At 66.7% G+C, this 19,821-nt stretch carries 23 protein-coding genes; 12 read left to right on the plus strand and 11 right to left on the minus strand.

Annotated features, from left to right (window positions below):
• Window positions 1–14 precede the first annotated feature (14 nt).
• Window positions 15–1,571 (minus strand): peptide chain release factor 3, encoded by a 1,557-nt coding sequence (locus tag AC3WLD_RS04550; RefSeq protein ID WP_492555744.1) that lies wholly within the window; start codon window positions 1,569–1,571, stop codon window positions 15–17.
• 80 nt (window positions 1,572–1,651) lie between these two features.
• Here AC3WLD_RS04550 and AC3WLD_RS04555 point away from each other — a divergent pair, with 80 nt between their 5' ends.
• On the plus strand, window positions 1,652–1,960 hold the full coding sequence (locus tag AC3WLD_RS04555; RefSeq protein ID WP_492555745.1) for a hypothetical protein: 309 nt from the start codon (window positions 1,652–1,654) through the stop codon (window positions 1,958–1,960).
• 25 nt (window positions 1,961–1,985) lie between these two features.
• Here AC3WLD_RS04555 and AC3WLD_RS04560 read toward each other — a convergent pair whose 3' ends face one another.
• From AC3WLD_RS04560 to rpmI, 7 genes are all read right to left on the minus strand, one after another.
• Complete coding sequence (locus AC3WLD_RS04560; protein WP_492555746.1) at window positions 1,986–2,729, minus strand: SDR family NAD(P)-dependent oxidoreductase; 744 nt, start codon at window positions 2,727–2,729, stop codon at window positions 1,986–1,988.
• On the minus strand, window positions 2,726–3,622 hold the full coding sequence (locus tag AC3WLD_RS04565) for an aldose 1-epimerase family protein (RefSeq protein ID WP_492555747.1): 897 nt from the start codon (window positions 3,620–3,622) through the stop codon (window positions 2,726–2,728). Before AC3WLD_RS04565 ends, AC3WLD_RS04560 begins: the two co-directional genes overlap by 4 nt.
• On the minus strand, window positions 3,619–5,994 hold the full coding sequence (pheT, locus tag AC3WLD_RS04570) for a phenylalanine--tRNA ligase subunit beta (RefSeq protein ID WP_492555748.1): 2,376 nt from the start codon (window positions 5,992–5,994) through the stop codon (window positions 3,619–3,621). The genes AC3WLD_RS04565 and pheT overlap by 4 nt, the downstream gene beginning before the upstream one ends.
• Window positions 5,991–7,091, minus strand: a complete 1,101-nt coding sequence (gene pheS, locus AC3WLD_RS04575) for a phenylalanine--tRNA ligase subunit alpha (RefSeq protein WP_492555749.1) — start codon at window positions 7,089–7,091, stop codon at window positions 5,991–5,993. The genes pheT and pheS overlap by 4 nt, the downstream gene beginning before the upstream one ends.
• A gap of 39 nt (window positions 7,092–7,130) precedes the next feature.
• Window positions 7,131–8,015: a helix-turn-helix domain-containing protein gene (locus AC3WLD_RS04580; protein ID WP_492555750.1), complete on the minus strand. Its 885-nt coding sequence runs from the start codon at window positions 8,013–8,015 to the stop codon at window positions 7,131–7,133.
• A gap of 165 nt (window positions 8,016–8,180) precedes the next feature.
• The gene (gene rplT / locus AC3WLD_RS04585; RefSeq protein ID WP_492555751.1) at window positions 8,181–8,540 is read right to left on the minus strand and encodes a 50S ribosomal protein L20; all 360 of its coding nucleotides are present in this window, start codon (window positions 8,538–8,540) and stop codon (window positions 8,181–8,183) included.
• 13 nt (window positions 8,541–8,553) lie between these two features.
• Window positions 8,554–8,757: a 50S ribosomal protein L35 gene (rpmI, locus tag AC3WLD_RS04590; RefSeq protein ID WP_492555752.1), complete on the minus strand. Its 204-nt coding sequence runs from the start codon at window positions 8,755–8,757 to the stop codon at window positions 8,554–8,556.
• Window positions 8,758–8,945: 188 nt separating this feature from the next.
• On the opposite strand from rpmI, the gene AC3WLD_RS04595 reads away from it, so the two are divergent.
• Window positions 8,946–9,545, plus strand: a complete 600-nt coding sequence (locus AC3WLD_RS04595) for a DUF805 domain-containing protein (protein WP_492555753.1) — start codon at window positions 8,946–8,948, stop codon at window positions 9,543–9,545.
• Here AC3WLD_RS04595 and AC3WLD_RS04600 read toward each other — a convergent pair.
• On the minus strand, window positions 9,542–9,982 hold the full coding sequence (locus AC3WLD_RS04600; protein WP_492555754.1) for a gamma-glutamylcyclotransferase family protein: 441 nt from the start codon (window positions 9,980–9,982) through the stop codon (window positions 9,542–9,544). The two genes, AC3WLD_RS04595 and AC3WLD_RS04600, sit on opposite strands and share 4 nt — an antisense overlap.
• Window positions 9,983–10,038: 56 nt before the next feature.
• On the opposite strand from AC3WLD_RS04600, the gene AC3WLD_RS04605 reads away from it, so the two are divergent.
• The 3 genes from AC3WLD_RS04605 (at window position 10,039) to AC3WLD_RS04615 (ending at window position 11,062) form a co-directional block, all read left to right on the plus strand.
• Window positions 10,039–10,215: a (2Fe-2S)-binding protein gene (locus tag AC3WLD_RS04605; protein WP_492555967.1), complete on the plus strand. Its 177-nt coding sequence runs from the start codon at window positions 10,039–10,041 to the stop codon at window positions 10,213–10,215.
• A 72-nt stretch (window positions 10,216–10,287) separates the two neighbouring features.
• Complete coding sequence (gene bfr / locus AC3WLD_RS04610) at window positions 10,288–10,767, plus strand: bacterioferritin (protein ID WP_492555755.1); 480 nt, start codon at window positions 10,288–10,290, stop codon at window positions 10,765–10,767.
• 4 nt (window positions 10,768–10,771) lie between these two features.
• Window positions 10,772–11,062, plus strand: a complete 291-nt coding sequence (locus AC3WLD_RS04615) for an antibiotic biosynthesis monooxygenase (RefSeq protein ID WP_492555756.1) — start codon at window positions 10,772–10,774, stop codon at window positions 11,060–11,062.
• 21 nt (window positions 11,063–11,083) lie between these two features.
• Here AC3WLD_RS04615 and AC3WLD_RS04620 read toward each other — a convergent pair whose 3' ends face one another.
• Entirely contained in the window at window positions 11,084–11,863 is a 780-nt protein-coding gene (locus AC3WLD_RS04620; protein ID WP_492555757.1) for an inositol monophosphatase family protein, read from the minus strand.
• 184 nt (window positions 11,864–12,047) lie between these two features.
• Here AC3WLD_RS04620 and AC3WLD_RS04625 point away from each other — a divergent pair, with 184 nt between their 5' ends.
• The 5 genes from AC3WLD_RS04625 to AC3WLD_RS04645 all read left to right on the plus strand — a co-directional run bounded on the left by AC3WLD_RS04625 (window position 12,048) and on the right by AC3WLD_RS04645 (window position 18,015).
• Window positions 12,048–12,992: a helix-turn-helix domain-containing protein gene (locus AC3WLD_RS04625; RefSeq protein WP_492555758.1), complete on the plus strand. Its 945-nt coding sequence runs from the start codon at window positions 12,048–12,050 to the stop codon at window positions 12,990–12,992.
• 23 nt (window positions 12,993–13,015) lie between these two features.
• Window positions 13,016–13,633 (plus strand): hypothetical protein, encoded by a 618-nt coding sequence (locus AC3WLD_RS04630; protein ID WP_492555759.1) that lies wholly within the window; start codon window positions 13,016–13,018, stop codon window positions 13,631–13,633.
• Between the two features lie 100 nt (window positions 13,634–13,733).
• Window positions 13,734–14,321, plus strand: coding sequence for a hypothetical protein (locus tag AC3WLD_RS04635; RefSeq protein WP_492555760.1), 588 nt, complete (start codon window positions 13,734–13,736; stop codon window positions 14,319–14,321).
• Window positions 14,322–14,527: 206 nt separating this feature from the next.
• Window positions 14,528–16,690, plus strand: coding sequence for a TonB-dependent receptor (locus AC3WLD_RS04640; RefSeq protein WP_492555761.1), 2,163 nt, complete (start codon window positions 14,528–14,530; stop codon window positions 16,688–16,690).
• A 62-nt stretch (window positions 16,691–16,752) separates the two neighbouring features.
• Window positions 16,753–18,015, plus strand: coding sequence for an MFS transporter (locus AC3WLD_RS04645; RefSeq protein ID WP_492555762.1), 1,263 nt, complete (start codon window positions 16,753–16,755; stop codon window positions 18,013–18,015).
• Between the two features lie 12 nt (window positions 18,016–18,027).
• On the opposite strand, the gene AC3WLD_RS04650 is transcribed toward AC3WLD_RS04645, so the two are convergent.
• Entirely contained in the window at window positions 18,028–18,894 is an 867-nt protein-coding gene (locus tag AC3WLD_RS04650; protein ID WP_492555763.1) for an MBL fold metallo-hydrolase, read from the minus strand.
• A gap of 66 nt (window positions 18,895–18,960) precedes the next feature.
• Between AC3WLD_RS04650 and AC3WLD_RS04655 the strand changes: the two genes are divergently transcribed.
• Window positions 18,961–19,293 carry an ArsR/SmtB family transcription factor gene (locus AC3WLD_RS04655; protein WP_492555764.1) on the plus strand — a complete coding sequence of 111 codons (333 nt, stop codon included), beginning with the start codon at window positions 18,961–18,963 and terminating at the stop codon, window positions 19,291–19,293.
• The gene (locus tag AC3WLD_RS04660) at window positions 19,290–19,820 is read left to right on the plus strand and encodes a rhodanese family protein (RefSeq protein WP_492555765.1); all 531 of its coding nucleotides are present in this window, start codon (window positions 19,290–19,292) and stop codon (window positions 19,818–19,820) included. Before AC3WLD_RS04655 ends, AC3WLD_RS04660 begins: the two co-directional genes overlap by 4 nt.
• The last annotated feature ends 1 nt before the right edge of the window (window position 19,821 follow it).

A 19,821-nucleotide genomic window follows, 5' to 3' on the forward strand; every position in this document is an offset into this window, starting at 1 on the left:
AAGCCCTGTCGGTGTCAACGCTCCTTGGTGGCGCTGAATACGAGGTCGGGGTTCTTGTCCTGCTGGTAGCCGACGTCCCACGACGAGCGGGCCATGAACACCGGGTCGCCGTCACGGTCCTTGGCGAGGTTCGACAGGTTGAAGTCGGCAAACGCCTTCAGCGCGGCGTCGCTGCCCTTGAGCCAGCGGGCGGTGTCGAAGGGCGAGGCTTCGAGCACCGCGGCGACCTTGTACTCGGCCTCGAGCCGCGAGATCAGCACGTCGAGCTGGAGCTGGCCGACCACGCCGACGATCCACTGCCCGCCGATCTCCGGGTAGAAAACCTGGATCACGCCCTCTTCGGACAGGTCGTCGAGCGCCTTCCTCAGCTGCTTGGTCTTGGTCGGGTCCTTGAGCGCGACCCGGCGCAGGATTTCCGGCGCGAAGTTGGGCAGGCCGGTGAAGCGGACCTTGTTGGTTTCCGACAGGGTATCGCCGACCCGAAGGGTGCCGTGGTTGGGGATGCCGATGATGTCGCCGGCCTCGGCGGTGTCGGCGATCTCGCGGTCCTGCGCGAAGAACAGGATCGGCGAATGGATCGCCACCGGCTTGCCGAGGCCCGAGGGCGTCAGCTTCATGCCGCGCTTGAAGGTGCCTGAGACCATCCGCATGAAGGCGATCCGGTCGCGGTGCTGCGGGTCCATGTTGGCCTGGACCTTGAACACGAAGCCGGTGACCTCGCTGTTGCCGGGTTCGATCGTGCCCTGCTCGCTCGGCTGGGGGCGCGGCGGCGGTGCGAACCTGGCGATCGCGTCGATCAGTTCGGCCACCCCGAAGTTCTTCAGCGCCGAGCCGAAATAGACCGGGGTCAGGTCGCCGTGGCGATAGGCCTCGATGTCGAATTCGGGATAGCCGCCCTGCGCCAGTTCGACTTCGTCGGCGATGTCGTCGGGGAGTTCCATCTCCTCGACGAGGCCGAGGAACTCGCGGCTGTCGCCCTGCGGCTTGCTGACCATGCCGCTGGCGAAATCGAGCACGCCCTGGAACTGGCCGCCAAGTCCGACCGGCCAGCTCATCGGCACGACGTCGAGCGCCAGCGCATCGGCGACCTCGTCCAATGTCTCGAACGGCGAGCGGCCCTCGCGGTCGACCTTGTTGACGAAGGTGATAATCGGGACCGAGCGCAGGCGGCAAACCTCGAACAGCTTGCGGGTCTGCGGCTCGATGCCCTTGGCGGCGTCGATCACCATGATCGCGGAATCGACCGCGGTGAGCGTGCGGTAGGTGTCTTCCGAGAAGTCCTCGTGGCCCGGGGTGTCGAGCAGGTTGAAGACGATCCCGTCCTTCTGGAAGGTCATCACCGACGAGGTGACCGAGATCCCGCGCTGCTGCTCGATCTTCATCCAGTCCGACCGCGCCCGCCGCGCCTGGCCGCGCGCCTTGACCTCGCCGGCAAGGTGGATCGCCCCGCCCTGCAGGAGGAGCTTCTCGGTCAACGTGGTCTTGCCCGCGTCGGGGTGGGAAATGATCGCGAAGGTGCGGCGGGTGGAGGAAACGGCGGTCATGCGGGCGCGGTTAGCTGCCTTAAGCATCTGCGTCCAGCCGTCGGCGGACAGGCCGGTTTACGGCAAATTCACGAAATGCTGCCACGCTGCATCCGAGGAGGTCGGCAATGCGTCACACTTGCGCAAAGAATTTGGTTGGCAGTGCCGGGAAGGTTTTTGGCAGAGCAACCCCGAACCGTGCTCTGATCGTCGTTCCCGTTCTGCTGGTGCTGGCAGGTTGCGACGGCATGTTGCCTTCGGATGAAGAGGTCGAGGAAACGGTTCGCACTTTCGAGGACAGCCAGGCGGAAAAGATCAGGCAAGATACCGTAAGAGATACGGGCGACGGCTTCTCCTCGGAAGCCGAGGTGAATCCGAACCACGACAGCGAGCGATACGAGAAGCAGCGAGAGGAAAGTCGCGAGAGGTGGCAATGACCTTTCGCTTCGGCGAGGTTGGAGCTCAGCCTCTGGCCACCTGAAAGCCGGCGAAGCTCTGGCTGACCGGCATCAATTCCAGGGTGTTGATGTTGAGGTGCGGCGGCAGTGTGGCGATCCACAGCACGGTCGCGGCGATGTCTTCCGCCGTCATCGGGGTCGCACCGCCATAGAGCGCATCGTGCGCCTGCCGGTTGCCGCCGGTGCGGACGAGGGTGAACTCGGTCTCGACCATGCCCGGTTCGATCGAGGTGACCCGCACCCCGGTCCCGGCGAGGTCCGAGCGCAGGCCCAGGCTGAACTGGTGCACGAACGCCTTGGTCCCGCCATAGACGTTGCCGCCGGTATAGGGATACGTCGCCGCGACCGAGGAGATGTTGACGATCCCCGCCTTGCGCTCGATCAGCGCGGGCAGGAGCTTGTGCGTCAGGCTGATCAGCGCGGTGATGTTGGTGTCGACCATTGTCTTCCACTGCGCGAGATCGGCCGTCTGCGCGGGCGCGGTGCCGAGCGCGAGGCCGGCGTTGTTCACGAGACAGTCGATCCCGGCGAAGGCGTCGGGCAAGGCGGCGAGCGCGGCGTCACGGGCGGCCTCGTCACGGACATCGAAGACCGCGCCGTGGAAGCCATCGCCCAGTTCGGCCGAGAGCGCGTCGAGCCGCTCCTGACGCCGCCCGGTCCCCACCACCCGCCAGCCAGCGGCGACGAAGGCGCGGGCGCAGGCCTCGCCGATACCCGAGGTCGCGCCGGTGACGAGGGCGGTCTTCATGCGGAGGCTCCTTGTGCGGGGCGGAGGGTGACGGAGAGGCGGAAAGCGCGGCTTTCGCCGGGCGGAAGCAGGACCACGCCGGGCTTGTCGCGGAAATCGCCGGTGAAGCCTTGCGGATCGGCATGGCCCTGCCACGGCTCGATGCAGATGTAGCGCGCGCCGGGGACCTGCCACAGGCCCAGCATAGGGGTGTCGGGGAAGGCGAGGTCGATCCAGCCGCCGCCGGGCGCGCCGTAGGACACCGCGCGGCTGGCCAGATGGTCCCAGATCACCGCGTCGGCGCGGAACAAGTCTTCTGTCAGGGCCAGTTCGTGGTCCTTGACCGGCGTCGGCTCGCCTTGCGCCAGCAGCAGCCCGCTCGCCTTGTCGACGCGGCGGATCGGCTGCGGCTCGCCCTGTTCGAACACCAGCCGGTGCGCGGCCTTGTCCGCGCCGCCGGGCAGCGGCCAGGCGAAGGCAGGGTGATAGCCCAGCGAGAACGGCAGCGCTTCGGCTCCCGGATTGCGGACCTTGGCGGTCATCGCCAGCGTCAGGCCGTCGACCCGGAACGCCATGTCGAGTTCGAACGCGAAGGGATAGACCGCCCACGTCTCGGCACTGTCGGCCAGCCGGAACAGCGCGATGTCGGTGCCCTGCTCGACCAGCGTGAACGGGCTGCGCCGGGCGAAGCCGTGGCGGGGAAGGGGATAGCCCGTGCCGTCCACCCGCAGTGCGTCACCCGCCAGCGAGCCGACGATCGGGAACAGCAGCGGCGCATGACCGCCCCAGAACGCCGGGTCGGCATCGGTCATCCACTCCGCCCCGCCGGCATCGACGAGCGACCACAATTCGGCCCCGAGGGGATTGATCCGCGCCGTCAGCGCATCGCCGCCGATGACGACGAGCGCGCTCACCCGCGCAGTGTTCCGCCGAGCTTCGCTGCCGCTGCCACGACCTTGTCCAAAATCGCCTTGAGCGCGGCCTCGTCATAGCTCTTGTCGGTCGGCTGGAGCGTGACCTCCACCGCGAGCGACTTCTGCCCTTCCGGCACGCCGGCCCCGCGGAAGTCGTCGAACAGCCGCACTGCGACGATGTTGGCCTTGTCCGCGCCCTTGACCGCGCGGACAAGGTCGCCCGCTGGTGTCGCCAGCGGCACGAGGAACGCGAAGTCGCGCGTCACCGCCTGCAGCGCGGGCGGAGCGAACGCCGCACGGGCGAAGCCGCTGGCCTTGCGTGCCGGGATCGCGTCGAGGTGGATCCCCGCGACCGCCACCGGAACGTCGATGTCGAATGCCTTCAGCGTCCGGGGATGCAGCATCCCGAAGCTCGCGAGCTGGTTCTTGGGCCCGAGCCGCAAGGTGGCCGACTGGCCAGGATGGAACACCCATCCGGCATCGCCCATGACCTGCAGGTTCTCAACCGGCGCACCCGCCGCGGCGAGCAGTTCGAGGCACAGTGCCTTGGCGTTGAACGCGTCGAACGGCTGCGCCTTGCCCGACTGCCAGCCGCGCGGTGTGCGTTCGCCGGCGAGGACGAGGACCAGGGTCGGGTGCTCGCCGTCCTCGAGGTAGCGCCGCCCGATCTCGAACAGGCGCACCGAAGTCGCCCCGCGATCGAGGTTGCGGCGCACCGCCGAGAGCAGCCCCGGCAGCAGCGATGGACGCATGACCTTGAGGTCTTCGCTGATCGGGTTGGCGAGGCTCCAGTGCCCGCCGCCGACCGCTGCCGCTTCCGCCTCGGAGATGAACGACCAGGTCACCGCCTCGTTCAGCCCCAGCGCCGCGGCGGTGCGACGGACCTTGCGTTCCTGAGCCTGCGCCGCGGTTGCCGTCGGCTTGGCCACGCCGTCTGCGCGGGGCAGCGGGGTGGAGGGCACCTTGTCCAGCCCGTGGACGCGGATCACTTCCTCGACGATGTCGGGCGCGGCGTCGATGTCGGGCCGCCAGGTCGGGACAGAGACGGCCCAGTGCTCGCCGGTATCGACCGCCGAGAAGCCGAGCGCGGCGAGGATGCGCTGCTGCTCGCCGTGGCTCACGTCGACGCCGCCAAGCTGACCGGCCAGCGCGGGGTCGTAGGCTACGACTTTCTGGGCCGAAGGCGGCGTGCCGGCGCGGATGACCTCGCTCGCCTCGCCGCCGCAGATCTCGAGGATCAGGCGGGTGAGCAGGTCGAGCCCGGTATCGAGGAACGCCGGGTCGACCCCGCGCTCGAACCGGGTGCGCGCGTCGGAGCTCAGGGCCAGCGCCTGTCCTGTCCGGGCGATCGACGCCGGATTGAAGTACGCGACCTCGAGCAGGACGTCGGTGGTTGTCTCCGAGCAGCCCGAATGCTCGCCGCCCATGATCCCGGCGATGTCGTGAACGCCGTTGTCGTCGGCGATCACGGTCATCCCGCTGTCGAGCACATAGTGCTTGCCGTTGAGCGCAGTCACGCCTTCGCCATCGACGGCCTTGCGGGCGACCACCGCGCCGGTCAGCCTGGCAACGTCATAGGCGTGCGCCGGGCGGCCATAGGCGAGCATCACGTAGTTGGTGATGTCGACCAGCGCTGAGATCGGCCGCTGGCCCGCGCTCTTCAGCCGGGCCTGCATCCAGTCGGGCGAGGCGCCGTTGCGCACCCCGCGGATGACCCGGCCATGGAACGCCGGGCAGCCTTCCGGGTCATCGGTGCGGATTTCGACCGGGCAGGGGAAACTGCCCGCGGTGCCGCCGGTGGCAATGTCCTTGAGCGTTCCGAGTCCCGCCGCCGCGAGGTCGCGGGCGATGCCGTAAACCCCCATGCAGTCAGGCCGGTTCGGGGTGATCGCCACGTCGAACACCGGGTCGGAACCAATGTAGTCGGCATAGCTCGTGCCGACCGGCGCGCCCTCGGGCAGCTCGATGATGCCTTCGTGATCCTCGCCGAGGCCGAGTTCGCGGGTCGAGCACATCATGCCGTTGGATTCGACGCCGCGGATCGCGCTCTTGCGCAGCTCCATGCCGTTGGCCGGCACCACCGCACCCGGCAGGCCGAGCACGCCGACAAGCCCGGCCCGCGCGTTGGGCGCGCCGCACACGACCTGCAAGGGCGCGCCGTCGCCGGTATCGACCGACAGCACCTGCAGCTTGTCCGCCTGCGGATGGCGTTCGGCGGTGAGGACGCGGGCGATGCGGAACTTGCCGAGCGCCGCCGAGGCGTCTTCCACGCCCTCGATCTCGAGCCCGAGCGAGGTCAGCTTCGCCGCGATCGTCGCCGCGTCAGCGTCGGTATCCAGGTGGTCCTTCAGCCACGACAAAGAGAACTTCATGCGCGTGCTCCCACGCCGCCGGAGAGGGTGGGCACATCGAGCGCCGCGAAGCCGTAATGCTGCAGCCAGCGGATATCGCCGTCGAAGAACGCCCGCAGGTCGTCCATCCCGTATTTCAGCATGGCGAGCCGGTCGACGCCGGTGCCGAAGGCGAAGCCCGACCACTGGTCGGGGTCGAGCCCGCCGAACTCGATGACCTTGCGGTTGACCATGCCCGAACCGAGCACCTCCATCCAGCCGCCACCCTCGACGTCTCCGCCGCCGCCGATCACCCGTTTGCCGTTCACCAGCGTGTAGCCGACATCGACCTCGACCGACGGCTCGGTGAACGGGAAGTAGCTCGGGCGCAGGCGCAGGACGATGTCGTCGCGCTCGAAGAACGCCTTGAGGAAGGTCTCCAGCGTCCACTTGAGGTGGCCGAGATGGATGCCCTTGTCGATGACGAGGCCCTCGATCTGATGGAACATCGGGGTGTGCGTGGCGTCGCTGTCGGAGCGATAGACGCGCCCCGGCGCGATGATCCGCAGCGGCGCACCTTGTTCCAGCATCGAGCGGATCTGCACCGGCGAGGTGTGCGTGCGCAGCAGCATCTCGCGGCCCTCGGCATTGCGCTCGGGGAAATAGAAGGTGTCATGCATCGCCCGCGCCGGATGGGTTTCCGGCATGTTGAGCGCGGTGAAGTTGTGCCAGTCGTCCTCGATCTCCGGGCCGCTCGCGACCGCGAAGCCCATGTCGGCGAAGATCTCCGCAAGTTCGTCCATGACCTGGCTGACCGGGTGGACGGTGCCGCGCGGGATGGCGGCGGCGGGCAGCGAGAGGTCGATCGTTTCGACGGCGAGGCGGGCTTCGAGCGCGGCGTTCTCCAGCGCGCTCTTGCGCTCGGCCAGCGCGGCGGTGACCTGCTCGCGCGCGGCGTGGATGCGCGGGCCTTCGCTCTGCCGCTGCTCGGGCGTCATCGTGCCGAGCGTCTTGAGCAGCGCCGAGACCCAGCCCTGCTTGCCGAGTGCCGCGACGCGGATCGCTTCCACGGCATCGGCGGTCTTCGCCGCGACGATGGCGGCCAGCGTCTCGTCCTGTTTGGTGTCGAGGTTGTTCATGGCCCGCCCGCTAGCGGGATTCGCCCCGCGATGAAAGTGTCACGCTGCGGCCGTCGGCGGATGCAGGGCCTGCACCGCCGCGCCCGCGGCTGCGGCCCGGGCGTGCATGACGGCATCGAGGATCGGATGAGGCCTCGCCGCATATTCCGACGGGCTCATCCCCATGAAGCGGTGGAAGTCGCGCACGAACTGCGCCTGGTCGTGGTAATGCGCGTCGATTGCTCCGATCCAGCGGAGCGAGGGGTCCAGCATGTATTCGGCGAGGCTGCGCATGAACCGCTGGCGCCGCAGCAGCAGGCTGGGTGCGAAACCGAAGTGGCGGCGGCAGAGCCGTTCAAGGGTGTGGGGCTTGATCCGGCAGGCGTCGACCATGTCGTGGACGGTGCCGACGTCGGGATCGATCAGCGCCGAATGGATCGCGACGATGCGTTCCTCGTCGGGCGAGGGTTCGCCCAGGAGGTCAAGAAAGAACCGGTCGATCCGGGCAAGCTCTGCCGCCTCGTCGCTCTCGCCGGCATAGGTGGCCGCGACCAGCCCGCGCACCCGGGCATAGGCGGGATGGGTGGTCATGTCGTGGACCTCCCCGACCAGGCGGTTGGCCGGCATGCCGACGAACTTGGCCCAACCTGCGGGAAGCAGGCCGATGCCCCAGATCCGGCTGCTGCCGATCGTGAAGCGCACCGAATTGGCGGTGGGAGCCATGGCGACATTGGCGATGCCCGACACGACCTCGCGGCCAAGCTGCTGGGTTTCGGAGGTGGCACCGCGAATCATGCGGATCCCGGCCCATTCGGGATGGAGGAGATCCTCCACCCGGCCCCCGCCGGCGACGTCGATCCGGGTCAGGTAGAATGAGGTGAAATAGCGCGAGAGTGCCGGGGACGGCTTATGGAAACGGACTTGGACCGTGCATTCGCCCGACAACGTGCGCCCCTGATTCTGCTTTTTTTGCCTGCGGCAAAGCAATTGCGGAGAACTAGCCATGAACGAGCGGGCGCTGCAATCGTTTCCTCGTTCCGGGGCGCAGAAAGCCAAAAAGGCGCCGGGTGGACCCGGCGCCTTTTCGTGTTCGGCCATGCAGCGATCGGCTTACGCCGGGAGCGCGGCCTTCGCCTGGGCGATGACCGCCGAGAACGCAGCACCTTCGTTCATCGCGAGGTCGGCCATGACCTTGCGGTCGAGGCTGATCCCGGCGAGCTTGGCACCGTGGATGAACTGCGAATAGGTCATGCCGGCTTCGCGCACGGCGGCATTGATGCGCTGGATCCACAGGGCGCGGAAGGTCCGCTTCTTCACCTTGCGGTCGCGGTAGGCGTACTGGCCGGCCTTTTCGACGGCCTGGCGCGCAACGCGAATCGTGTTCTTGCGGCGGCCGCGGTAGCCCTTGGCCTGTTCCAGAATGCGCTTGTGCTTGGCGCGGGTGGTTACACCCCTTTTGACACGGGACATGCTTCAGTACTCCTCAGTTCAGCCCGTAGGGCGCCCACTTCTTGATCACCTTCGCATCAGCGTCGGAGATCACGTCGGTGCCGCGGTTCTGGCGGATGTACTTGGCATTGTGGCTGATGAGGCGGTGGCGCTTGCCGACCACACCATGCTTGACCTTGCCGGTGGCGGTGAGCTTGAAGCGCTTCTTGACGCCGCTCTTGGTCTTCATCTTGGGCATTTTCGTCTCCTGTTTGAGACACGTCCGATCTGCCGTGGCAGCCCTAGTTGGCCAGGCCGATCCTCGAATCCGTGTCGATGGAAGTGCGCGCCCCTAGTCGCAAACGCCCGGGAAGGCAAGGGTACGCACAGCAAGGGTTGCACCGACCGACATGGCCGTGCAGCTTCGGCAAGCGAAAGGGAGTGCCAATGTTCGGTCGATCGCTGGCGAATGGCTTTGGTGGGCTTCTGCGCTTCTCCGGGCGAGACCGGCCGGGCCTGTTCTGGCCATACGCCGGTGTGCTGCTCGGCGGGAGCATGCTGGCATGGATGGTGGTGTTCGCATCGGCCATCGTCGGCATGTCCGGACGAATAGAGCGCATCGCTGCCGAGCATCCGGAAGACGTGATCATATCTCAGGGCCCTGGCCATTACTCCGTTGAAGTACGCGGCTCTCACCCGGAGCTGTTGCCGGACTTCACCTTTCTGCTGCAGGCCATGACGCTTATCGTCCTTGTCCTCGCCCTTTTGTTGGCCGCGGCGGTGACCCGCCGGTTGCACGACAGCAACGTGCGAGGCTGGGTGGCCCTGGTTCCGCTAACCTTGCTGCTCATGGGCCTGCACTTGATGAGCGGGCTCTTTGCGGCGGTTACCGCTTCCGGAGCGACCGAGCCCGATTTCTCCGAATTCATCCGGATTTTCGCTGTCAACCTAGCCTATCTCGCGAGCCTCGGCGCGCTGATCTACTTGCTCGTTCGTCGCGGGACACCAGGTGAAAACCGGTATGGTCCTGAATCGATTGGCCCTTAAGCCGGCCTATACGGCAACAGTCCTGTCTCCGCGATAAACCGGCCGAAGCTTCCCGAGACGATCTCCTGCGATGCGTGTCTGGGATGGCGGTTCCAAACGTACACTTGCGCTCGCACGGTTCCGCCACTTGCGAGGGTGACCGGCATCGTGCGGCGCAGGTACTCCGACCGCCGCATCTGGTGCGGGTTGAAGTCTTCGTACTCGTCCAGCGCCCTGAGCGTCGCCCGATCGAAGCTCTCATTGCACCGATAGAGCCAGCCTTCGACCCGGCCGTTTCCGGGGATGAGACCAGGATACCACCCTTCGTTCGTGCCAATGGCCAGCAGTCGGCCTTTCACGAAGCCCTGTCGCCCCGGCCCTACTTTAGATTCAAGCGCGCTGAACAACGGACCGCCAAGCTCGGGCGCAAGCGTGCCGTAAAAGAACAGATGACCCATTGCTAATGCAACCCATTCGCAATAAGAAGGTGAGGCAACAGCGAGTCGTGTGCCTCATGTACATCTGCATCTGCAACGCCATCCGCGAAAGCGACCTGCGCAGCGCCGCGCGCTGCGGTGCCGGCTCGGCCGAGGCGCTCTACCGGGCGATGGGCAAGGAGCCGCAGTGCCGCCAGTGCCTCGACGAGGCCGAGGACATCGTCAGCGAGGAACGCGCCGCTCTGGTGCACTAGCGCGTCCGCAACGCTTGCCCGGTCCGCGCGGCGGGTCCATGATCAGGGCCCCAGCCGGCAAGGAGCAGCGACATGAAGGGCGATCCGCAAGTCATCGATTTCCTCAACAAGGCGCTGTCCAACGAACTGACGGCGGTGAACCAGTACTGGCTCCACTACCGGATGCTCGACAACTGGGGCGTCAAGAAGCTGGCCGAATTCGAGCGCCACGAATCGATCGACGAGATGAAACACGCCGACGTGCTGGCGGAACGCATCCTGTTCCTCGACGGGTTGCCCAACTTCCAGGCGCTCGGGCGGCTGCGGATTGGCGAGAACGTCGAGGAAATCCTCAAGGCCGACCTGGCGCTGGAACACGAAGCGATCCCCCTGCTGCGCGACGCGATCGCCCATTGCGAGACCGCGCGCGACTATGTCAGCCGGGAGATCTTCGAGCGCATTCTCGAGAACGAGGAGGAACATGTCGACGTGCTCGAGAAGCAGTTCGACATGATCGCCCGGATGGGGCTGCAGAACTACATCCAGCTCAACAGCGAGGCGGTGAAGGACTGACGCAATGGGCCTTGTTCACAGCTATGTCCTGACCGCACGCGACGGCAGCGGGGCCGACCTGGAGCAGGCCCTGCGCGATCTCGGCGCGGCCGTGAAAGGGATCGCCGGCTCGGAAGGGACCATGGTCCTGCGCGACCGCAAGGACTCCGCCAAATTCCAGTTCCTCGAGTTCTGGACCGACGAGGCCGCGCGGAATGCCGCCGGCTCGCAGCTTCCCAAGGACGTCATGGGCCGGCTGATGGCGAGCGTCGGCGGGCCGATTCAGATGGCGGGTTACGACCGGCTGGCGGAATAGCGCGCCCGGGCGCGCGTTCGCTCAGTGCCCGCAGGCCAGCGCCTCGACCACGTCGTCGAGCCGCGCCGGGTCACCCAGCGCAATTACATGTCCGTCGGAGCCGGCATGGAGCGGGTCGCCGTTCCAGTCCGCCATCGTTCCCCCGGCGCCCTCGACCACCGGCACCAGCGCCGCCCAGTCGTGGAGCTTGAGCCCCGCTTCGCAGACCACGTCGAGCTGGCCGGTGGCGAGCATCGCGTAGTTGTAGCAATCGCCGCCCATGACCATGCGCCTGTGGTCGGTCTTCGCGGCGAGGGACATGAAGTGGGCGCCCTGGTGGTCGTCGAAATAGTGCGGGCCGGTGGTGGCCAGCGTCGCGTCGGACAGTTCCCGGCACGCCCGTGTCCGCACTTCGGCACCATTGAGCGTCGTCCTGCGCCCGCTCGCGCCGACCCAGCGTTCGCCGCTGATCGGCTGGTCGATGATCCCCAGCACCGGCCAGCCTTCGACGACCAGCGCGATCAGCGTCCCGAACATCGCCCGCCCGGCGAGGAACCCGGCCGTCCCGTCGATCGGATCGAGCACCCACGACCGGCCCGAGGACCCTGCGGCCGTGCCGAATTCCTCCCCGATCACCGTGTCGCGCGGCACCTCTGCCGCAAGGATCCGGCGCATCGCTTCCTCCGCCGCGCGGTCCGCCAGGGTGACCGGCGTCGCATCGCCCTTGCGCTCGGCAGTCACGGTGCGGAAATGCGGGCGGATCGCGGCGCCGGCAGCGTCGGCGAGGCGTAGGGCGAGGGCAATGTCGTTATCGAGGTTCATCCGTCGCCCTCTGCCCGCGCTGTGGTGGACGGGTCAACCGGATTGCTCCGTGGTCGACGGAACTGCCCCCGTAACATTTTGAATTCGCGCCTTCGCCATGATACTGCCGACGTGACATAGCGCACATGCACGGTAACTGGTGAGGGCTAGGGACCGGCACAATGATGCCGAACGGGGAGCATAGATGAGCCGGCCGATCCGCCCGGGCAGGGACCCGACAATCGCTTCGATGGCCGGGGCAACGCGCGACGGCCAGCCGCTCTCTTATAACCGCGCTCCCGCAGCCGACCTCGCGCCGTGGGTGGGGCGGATCTACGTGACCAAGGTCGCCGCGCCCGACGACCACGTCCTCCAGTGCGGACTGCTCAACGATACCGCCTTGCTGCGCGTACAGCTCCGGGGCGAGTGGGTTGCTGACACCGCCAGCGGCAGGATCACCAAGGGGAACAGCGCTCTGTTCTTCGGACCCCAGTCTCGCCGCATGCCGATCACAGTGACCGGACCGTTCATCAGTGCCGGGCTCGCCTTCAATCCCGGGGCATGCCACGCCCTTCGCGGACCGAAGATCGGCGAGTGGCTGGACCGGCTGACCCCGCTCGACACCTTTGGCGGAGACAGCGCCCGGTGGCTCTCCCGCTTCGATCCTGACGCCTCGCCCGAAGAATGGTGCCTCGCCATCGAGGACGGAGTGCGCCAGATGGTCGAGCAGGCCGGGGGCGGAGAGCCCGATCCGGTCTCGCGCCGGTTCGAGGCGGTCGCCCATGTCGATCCGACGATCAGCGTGGCCCGCTTCGCCGACGATTGCGGGATCGAGCAGCGCCGGCTCGAACGGATCGTCCGCCGCGACTTCGGCTTGCCGCCCAAGCAGGTCCTGCGCCGTGCCCGCGCGCTCGACATGGCGAGCCACCTGCGCGGGGTCGCCGACCAGGACGAGGCGGAGGAGCTGGCGCTGCGCTATTACGACCAGAGCCACCTGATCCGCGACTTTGCCCACTACTTCGGGATGAGTCCGCGCCAGTTCGTGGAGATGCCGCAGCCGCTGATGACCCTGTCGCTGGAGACCCGCCAGGCCCGCCGGCTCGAGATGATCGAACGGCTGGCGCCCGGTGAAGTCCGGCCGTGGGAATGAAGGCTCGACCGACAGCAGTCGCAATGGCGATGCTGTTGGTCGTGTTCCTCGCCCCTGCCACCGCCGCCGACCCGCCGCCAGCGCTCGATCCGCGCGCCATTGCGGTCATCGAGCGGACGGCGACCACGCGCCAGACGTACGCCGTCTACACCCGCATCGTCCTGCACCTGCCGTCGGACAAACGGACGTTCGTGACCGCCGAGTTCCACGAGGGCGACAAGCACCGCGTCGACACGCCGGACATGCGCATGGTTGCCGACTGCAAGGGCGGGGCCGGCTTCCGCTGGCTGGCGACGACCGGCGAAGTCCGGGCAGAGGCGAACGCCGCCGCCAGCGCTTGCGGGATTGACCGCACGGCGCGCCTGATCTGGGCGCGCTACCTCGGGCAGGCGACCGGCTCCTTCGGTAAGGTCGACCGGATCGAACTGGTCGATGCGAGCAACCGCCGGACGTACGAGGTCACCGCGGCCGGGGTCATCGTCGGCCAGACCATCGCCCCCGCCGCAGCCGGCGCCCCGCCGTTGCTGGAACTGACCACCATCGCACTCGAAAAGACCCTGCCCCCGGGCGACATCTTCGCCCCCGAAAGCCTCTCCGCCAGCGTCATCCCCCAAAACAAGGCCCGCGCCGGCGGGATGTGAGCACCGCTGCGAGGCAATCCCTCCGCAGCGGTCCATGTTCCGCTTTGCAGCCTGCCCCGGCTGCGCCAACCTGGCCAGCGGGGACAAAGGGGGGCACGCCATGGGACAGATCAGGACAACCACCGCGCGGCTGGGAATGGCGCTGGCCGCCGCCAGTCTTTCGCTCGCCGGCGCTGCCGACGCGAAAAGCCGGGCGCCGGCGAAGACGCGCGAGGACTATCGCCAGATCGCCGAGGCGGCGTGCCTCGCGCTCCCCGGCAACACGATGGAGCCTTCGCCCCAACAGCCGGACGAACTGCGTCCGCTCGCCGTCTACATTGTCACCGCCGACCGGCTGAAACTGCTCCACGCCTTCATCTGCGTCGACACCCAGCAGGGCCCGCGGCGCAAGGTCCAGGTATCCTACACGGCATTCAACGCGGGCGTGCGCCCGGTGATCTATGGCGACAATTCGGAGCAATGCCGCGACCGCGTGCCCGACGACACCCGCGCCCTGTGCAAGGGCCACCGCGCGCTGACCGAGGATACGACGATCGGCGTGGTCAAAGTGCCGGTCGCGGCGACGAGCAAGGACCTCGAATTCGGCACTATGGCGCTAGGGCGGACCGACTACACCCCGGGCCTCGACCCCGGCCCGGCGCACGGGCCAAGGTTCTATCCGACGCCGATCGTGCAGATTATGCCGTAGGGCTCGTACGTAAGCCGATCGTGTGGCTGGCAGGGCGAGGAGCATAAGCGCGCCGAAACCCTACCCCCTCCTGCAATCGATTACTCTCCCAGGCCGCGACGAATCCTTCGGCTGTTCCTCCGCAAAATCGCGACATTTCTCAGGATACAGTTGACGTAGATATATGATTATGATCCTTCTACCGGACGATAAGCCGGGAGGGTTGGATGTCTGTACGGATAATTTTGCTCGCGAGCATGGGGAGCCTGCTATCAACTCCGGTCTTCGCGCAAGCGGAGGACGGAGTAGCACCGGATGCCGCACCGGCGTCGGGCGAGATCGTCGTGACGGCGCAGCGTCGTTCCGAGCGTCTTGCCGACGTTCCGATCTCGATCACCGCGCTTTCGGGCGACGCGCTCGAGAAGAGCGGCATCCGCTCGACCGAGGATCTCACCGCGTCGGTTCCCGGCCTGAACTTCGCCACCAACGGGGCGTTCGCCCAGCCGACCATCCGCGGCATCGGCACGACCGTCACCGCGGCAGGTGCCGACGCCAACGTCGCGATCTATGTCGATGGGGTGTACCAGCCCAACCAGGTCGGCAACTTCACCGATCTCGCCGACATCCAGCAGGTCGAAGTGCTTAAGGGCCCGCAGGGCACACTCTTCGGCCGGAACGCGACCGGCGGCGCGATACGGGTCACGACGAAGGCACCGTCCTGGACACCATCCGCGCGACTCTCGGCCTCCTATGGCCGATTCGACGAGGTTCGCCTGTCCGCTTATGGGACCAGCCCGATCTCCGACAAGCTCGCGGTGAGCTTTGCCTTCCTCTACGCCGACGACAACGGCTATGTCCGCAACCTCGGCACCGGCAACAAGGTGGCGGATGCCAACCTGGTTTCTGTCCGCGGCAAGGCGCTGTGGCAGGCGAGCGACGCGATCGAGTTCACTCTTGCCGCGAGCCACAGCGAGCGGACCAGCAACCCGGCATTCACGCTCGGCGTGCTGAACGGCAACAGCACCTCGCTGCGCCTGCCGGGATCGATCCCGGCCACCGGTCCGCGCGAGGTTTCCCTGACCTTCGACCCCTATATCACCATTAACACCGACCAGGTGAGCCTGACCGGCAAGGCCGACCTCGGGTTCGCCGAGTTGTCCTCGATCACCAGTTTTTCCGACATCAAGACCTTCTTGTTGACCGACACGGACAGGACCAACCTTGCACTTGGCCGTGCCGACATTCCCGGCAAGGAGCGGACCTGGACACAGGAACTGAACCTCGTTTCGCAAGGCAACAATCAGTTCAAGTGGTTCCTTGGCGGGTTCTACTACCATGACGATTCATCGAACTTCACACAGGTCAACCTCGGCCCGGTGTTCAACGTCATCACCCTCAGGACCGAGGCCTTTGCTCCGTTTGGCGAAGTGAACTACAGCATCGGCGACCTGACCTTGATCGCCGGCGCGCGCTACAACATCGAGAAGAAGGACTACTCGATCGTTCGCGGCGCGGCCTCGGTGGTTCGCGACATTACCTATAAGACCTTCACGCCGCGGCTGGGCCTTCGCTACAAGCTCTCGCCCGCGTCGATGGTGTATGCAACGTACAGCAAGGGCTTCAAGAGCGGCGGGTTCGACGGAATACTCGCGTCGGGCGCGCTCGTGGTCAGCCCGATCTTCCCGGAAAAGGTCGACGCCTGGGAGGTCGGCTACAAGTATGGTCGCGGCGGTACCAGCCTGTCTGTATCCGGCTATTACTATGACTACTCGAACATCCAGTTTCAGGCTTTCAACCCGAACGCCGGAGGGCTGACCCAAGTGTTCAACGCCGCCGCCGCGGAAATCTATGGCGGCGAAATCGAAGGCTCGATCGAGCCGGTGCAGGGCCTCACCCTGCGTGCGACGGCGGCTTACACCCACAGCAAGTACAAGGACTTCCCCGGCGCATCCGTGTTCTGTCCGAAGGGGCCGCCGGCCTATGGAAACGCCAACATCGGGCTGGGTGTCCTCAACCCCTGCCGCGGGACAATCAATACCGACGGTGCGACCGGCAACGAGTTGATCCGGACACCGGAGTTCACCGCGTCGCTGGCCGCCAGTTACCGTCACGAACTGGCCAGTGGCGGAGCGATCGAGCTTTCAGGCAACGGCTACTACTCGGCCGCGTTCTACTGGGATCCGAACAATCGCCTGCGCGAGGAGCCCTATATCCTGCTCAACGCAGAAATTGCCTATGAATTTCCCGGCAAGCAGCTGCGCGTCGCGGTCTGGGGCCGGAATCTCGCGGACGAACTTTACGCGATCTACAAGACGGAATCGGCTGCGGGCGACTCCGTCGCCTATGCCCGTCCGGCAACTTACGGGGTCAGCGCGCAGGTCAGCTTCTGAGCCGGACGCATCCCGTGCAGAATGATCCGGCGCTTCCCCGTGCCCTCGGGCCGGAGCGCCGGATGATTTTCGTCTTGCTGGCGCTTTATGCGCTGGCATACCTCGACCGGCAGGTCATCACCCTACTGATCGACCCGATCGGTCGCGATCTTGGTGCCTCTGACGTCGATATGGGTTTCCTGCAGGGACTGGGCTTTGTCCTGTTCTTCGCGTTGTGTGGTCCGCTGCTGGGGTGGATGGTCGATCGCTATCCGCGGCGTCTCATCATCTGGGGCGGCGTATCGGTCTGGTCGCTGTTTACCGCGGCGGGAGGACTGGCGGACACGTACCACGAACTCCTGTTCGCACGTTTCGGAGTCGGCGCGGGGGAAGCTGCGCTGCTGCCGGCAGCTTATTCCATGATCAGCGACACGGTCGAGAAATCGCGGCTGGGCAAGGCCATGGCCGTATTTTCGCTCGGCGCGATCATCGGCAGCTCGCTATCCTACGGGCTTGGCGGAGCAATCGTCGCGCTCGCCAGTCAGTTCGACGGAATCGCCCTTCCCGTCATTGGCGCGGTCCGTGCCTGGCAGCTGGTGTTTCTCTGCGTCGGCGCAGTCGGCCTACCGCTGGCGCTCGTCGTATTTACCTTGCCCGAACCGCCGCGCCGCCGCAGTCAGCCGGTCGCGGGGGTCCCCTCGGAGGATGCCGGGCATTTTCTGCGACACTGGCGTTTCTACCTGTTTCACATCGCCGGGTTCAGCATGCTCTGCCTCGTCTCGGCGGCGAGTCAGGCGTGGTCTGCAACGTACATCGGCCGCGCCTACGGCTGGAAGGTTCAGGAGATCGGCGGGGTCCTTGCCCTGTTCAGCCTCGTCGGTGGCGGCCTGGGAATGCTGGGAAGCGGGGCACTCGCAGACTGGTTGTTCAAGCGCGGTTATCATGACGCCCATTTGCGGCTTTATGTCTTCGCCGCCCCGGTGATGGCCGGAGCTGGTATTCTGGCCTATTCGTCGCTCGGGATCGTCCCGACGCTGGCCGGCTTGGCCCTCCTCGGTCTTGGCTCTCCGTTCATCGCCGTCGCCGCCGCGGCCCTGCAACTTGGCACGCCGGCCGAGCGTCGCGGTCTCGTATCCGCAACATTCCTGATGGTGTACAATCTCGTCGGGTTCGGCCTGGGGCCTGCCGTCGTCGCGCTGGTATCGCGCGAGCTGTTCGCCGGGCAGGACATCGGCAGAGCCATGGCGCTGACATTTGCCGTCGTGGTGCCGATTCTGATGCTCTTCCTTCGGGCGGGCTTTGCACCGATGCGCAGTGCGGTACACGCCACGTCCGGTTCGACCTGACGGGCGCTCCCCTCAAATCGCATTCACCGGCAGCCGCAGATAGACGTGCCCGCCCTCGCTCGGCGGGGGTAGTGCGCCGGCGCGGATGTTGACCTGCAGCGAAGGCAGGATCAGCACCGGGGCCTCGAGCTTCGCGTCGCGCGCCTGCCGCAGCGCGACGAATTCGGCCTCGCTGACGCCGTCATGGATGTGGACGTTGCCCGCGCGCTGGGCGGCGACGCTGGTTTCCCAGGCATAGCTGGTCCGGCCATCGGGCAGGTAGTCGTGGCCGACGAACATCCGGGTTTCGTCCGGCAGGCTCAGGATCCTGCGGATCGAGCGGTAGAGGCTCGACGCGCTGCCGCCGGGGAAGTCGCTGCGGGCGGTGCCGTAGTCCGGCATGAACAGGGTATCGCCGACGAACGCGGCGTCGCCGATCACATAGGTCACGCAGGCCGGGGTGTGGCCGGGGGTGTGGAGCACCGCGATCTCCAGTTCGCCGAGCGGCAGCCGGTCGTCCTCCGCAACCAGCCGGTCGAACTGGCTGCCGTCGGGGATCACGTCGTCCGCTTCGAAAAGCGCGGCGAAGTGCTGCTGCACCGCCACGATGTCGCCGCCGATCACCACCGGCGCGCCGGTCTTCTCGCGCATATAGTGCGCGGCGGAAAGGTGATCGGCATGGGCGTGCGTTTCCAGCAGCCAGGCAAGGGTAAGCCCCTCGCGCGCGACGTATTCGAGCACCGCGTCGGCAGAGCGCGTGGAGGTGCGGGCGTTGCGCGGGGTGAAGTCGAGCACCGGGTCGATCACCGCCGCCTGCTTCGTTGCGGGATCGTGGACGACATAGGTTACGGTGAACGTGGCCGGATCGAAGAACGACTGGACGTGGGGCCGGGTCGGCATGGGGGAATCTCCTCTGCTCACTATATTAGGCATTGCTAAATTAGAATCAATGAATATATTGACCTCATGTTCGATCTCTCCCGTTTCGACCTCGCCCTGTTCGAGGACAGTGCTGGCCGCGCCGCCGCGCTCCTGCGGCTGCTCGGCAACGAAAAGCGGCTGATGGTGCTGTGCCAGCTCGCCGATGGCGAGCTTTCTGTCAGCGCGATCCAGTCGCGGATCGGCCTGTCGCAGTCCGCTCTGTCGCAGCACCTCGCGCTGCTGCGCGAACACGGCATCGTCGCCACCCGGCGGGAGGGGCAGACCATCCACTACCGCATCGCCGATCCCGCGGCGCTGCGTGTGATCCAGACCCTGGCGGAGCTGTTCTGCCCGCCCGAACAAGGACTGAACCGATGACTGCCACGCTCACCAAGCTGCCCCCGGCCGAAGTCGCGGCGCGCCTGAAAGCCCGCCAGGCCGTGCTCGTCGACATCCGCGAGGCGGACGAATTCGCCCGCGCCCACGTCCCCGGCGCGCTGTCGATGCCGCTCTCGAAGTTCGAGGCGGCGCACCTTGCGGTCGATCCCGACACCGCCGTGGTGTTCACCTGCCGTTCCGGCATGCGCACCGCCGGGGCCTGCGACCGGCTCGCCGCGCGGGTGAACGGAGAGGGGTTCGTCCTCGATGGCGGGCTCGATGGCTGGACCAAGGCGGGCCTGCCCGTCACGGAGGACCGCAAGGCGCCGATGGAGCTCAACCGCCAGGTCCAGATCACCGCCGGCCTGATGATCCTGGCCGGGGTGATCCTCGGCTTCGCGGTTGCCCCGGCGTGGTTCGTTCTCTCCGCCTTCGTCGGCGCGGGGCTGACTTTCGCCGGCGTGTCCGGGACCTGCGCGATGGCGCGGCTGCTGATGCTGGCCCCGTGGAACCGGCAAGCGGCCTGAG

The sequence above is a fragment of the Novosphingobium sp. FW305-C-111 genome (genome assembly GCF_058783565.1).

Excerpts from the sequence above, each read along its gene's own strand:
- AC3WLD_RS04550 (WP_492555744.1), bottom strand. The coding sequence starts at position 1,571 with ATGCTTAAGGCAGCTAACCGCGCCCGCATGACCGCCGTTTCCTCCACC.
- AC3WLD_RS04555 (WP_492555745.1), top strand. The coding sequence starts at position 1,652 with ATGCGTCACACTTGCGCAAAGAATTTGGTTGGCAGTGCCGGGAAGGTT.
- AC3WLD_RS04560 (WP_492555746.1), bottom strand. The coding sequence starts at position 2,729 with ATGAAGACCGCCCTCGTCACCGGCGCGACCTCGGGTATCGGCGAGGCC.
- pheT (WP_492555748.1), bottom strand. The coding sequence starts at position 5,994 with ATGAAGTTCTCTTTGTCGTGGCTGAAGGACCACCTGGATACCGACGCT.
- pheS (WP_492555749.1), bottom strand. The coding sequence starts at position 7,091 with ATGAACAACCTCGACACCAAACAGGACGAGACGCTGGCCGCCATCGTC.
- rplT (WP_492555751.1), bottom strand. The coding sequence starts at position 8,540 with ATGTCCCGTGTCAAAAGGGGTGTAACCACCCGCGCCAAGCACAAGCGC.
- rpmI (WP_492555752.1), bottom strand. The coding sequence starts at position 8,757 with ATGCCCAAGATGAAGACCAAGAGCGGCGTCAAGAAGCGCTTCAAGCTC.
- AC3WLD_RS04595 (WP_492555753.1), top strand. The coding sequence starts at position 8,946 with ATGTTCGGTCGATCGCTGGCGAATGGCTTTGGTGGGCTTCTGCGCTTC.
- AC3WLD_RS04600 (WP_492555754.1), bottom strand. The coding sequence starts at position 9,982 with ATGGGTCATCTGTTCTTTTACGGCACGCTTGCGCCCGAGCTTGGCGGT.
- AC3WLD_RS04605 (WP_492555967.1), top strand. The coding sequence starts at position 10,039 with ATGTACATCTGCATCTGCAACGCCATCCGCGAAAGCGACCTGCGCAGC.
- bfr (WP_492555755.1), top strand. The coding sequence starts at position 10,288 with ATGAAGGGCGATCCGCAAGTCATCGATTTCCTCAACAAGGCGCTGTCC.
- AC3WLD_RS04615 (WP_492555756.1), top strand. The coding sequence starts at position 10,772 with ATGGGCCTTGTTCACAGCTATGTCCTGACCGCACGCGACGGCAGCGGG.
- AC3WLD_RS04620 (WP_492555757.1), bottom strand. The coding sequence starts at position 11,863 with ATGAACCTCGATAACGACATTGCCCTCGCCCTACGCCTCGCCGACGCT.
- AC3WLD_RS04625 (WP_492555758.1), top strand. The coding sequence starts at position 12,048 with ATGAGCCGGCCGATCCGCCCGGGCAGGGACCCGACAATCGCTTCGATG.
- AC3WLD_RS04630 (WP_492555759.1), top strand. The coding sequence starts at position 13,016 with ATGGCGATGCTGTTGGTCGTGTTCCTCGCCCCTGCCACCGCCGCCGAC.
- AC3WLD_RS04635 (WP_492555760.1), top strand. The coding sequence starts at position 13,734 with ATGGGACAGATCAGGACAACCACCGCGCGGCTGGGAATGGCGCTGGCC.
- AC3WLD_RS04640 (WP_492555761.1), top strand. The coding sequence starts at position 14,528 with ATGTCTGTACGGATAATTTTGCTCGCGAGCATGGGGAGCCTGCTATCA.
- AC3WLD_RS04645 (WP_492555762.1), top strand. The coding sequence starts at position 16,753 with ATGATTTTCGTCTTGCTGGCGCTTTATGCGCTGGCATACCTCGACCGG.
- AC3WLD_RS04650 (WP_492555763.1), bottom strand. The coding sequence starts at position 18,894 with ATGCCGACCCGGCCCCACGTCCAGTCGTTCTTCGATCCGGCCACGTTC.
- AC3WLD_RS04655 (WP_492555764.1), top strand. The coding sequence starts at position 18,961 with ATGTTCGATCTCTCCCGTTTCGACCTCGCCCTGTTCGAGGACAGTGCT.
- AC3WLD_RS04660 (WP_492555765.1), top strand. The coding sequence starts at position 19,290 with ATGACTGCCACGCTCACCAAGCTGCCCCCGGCCGAAGTCGCGGCGCGC.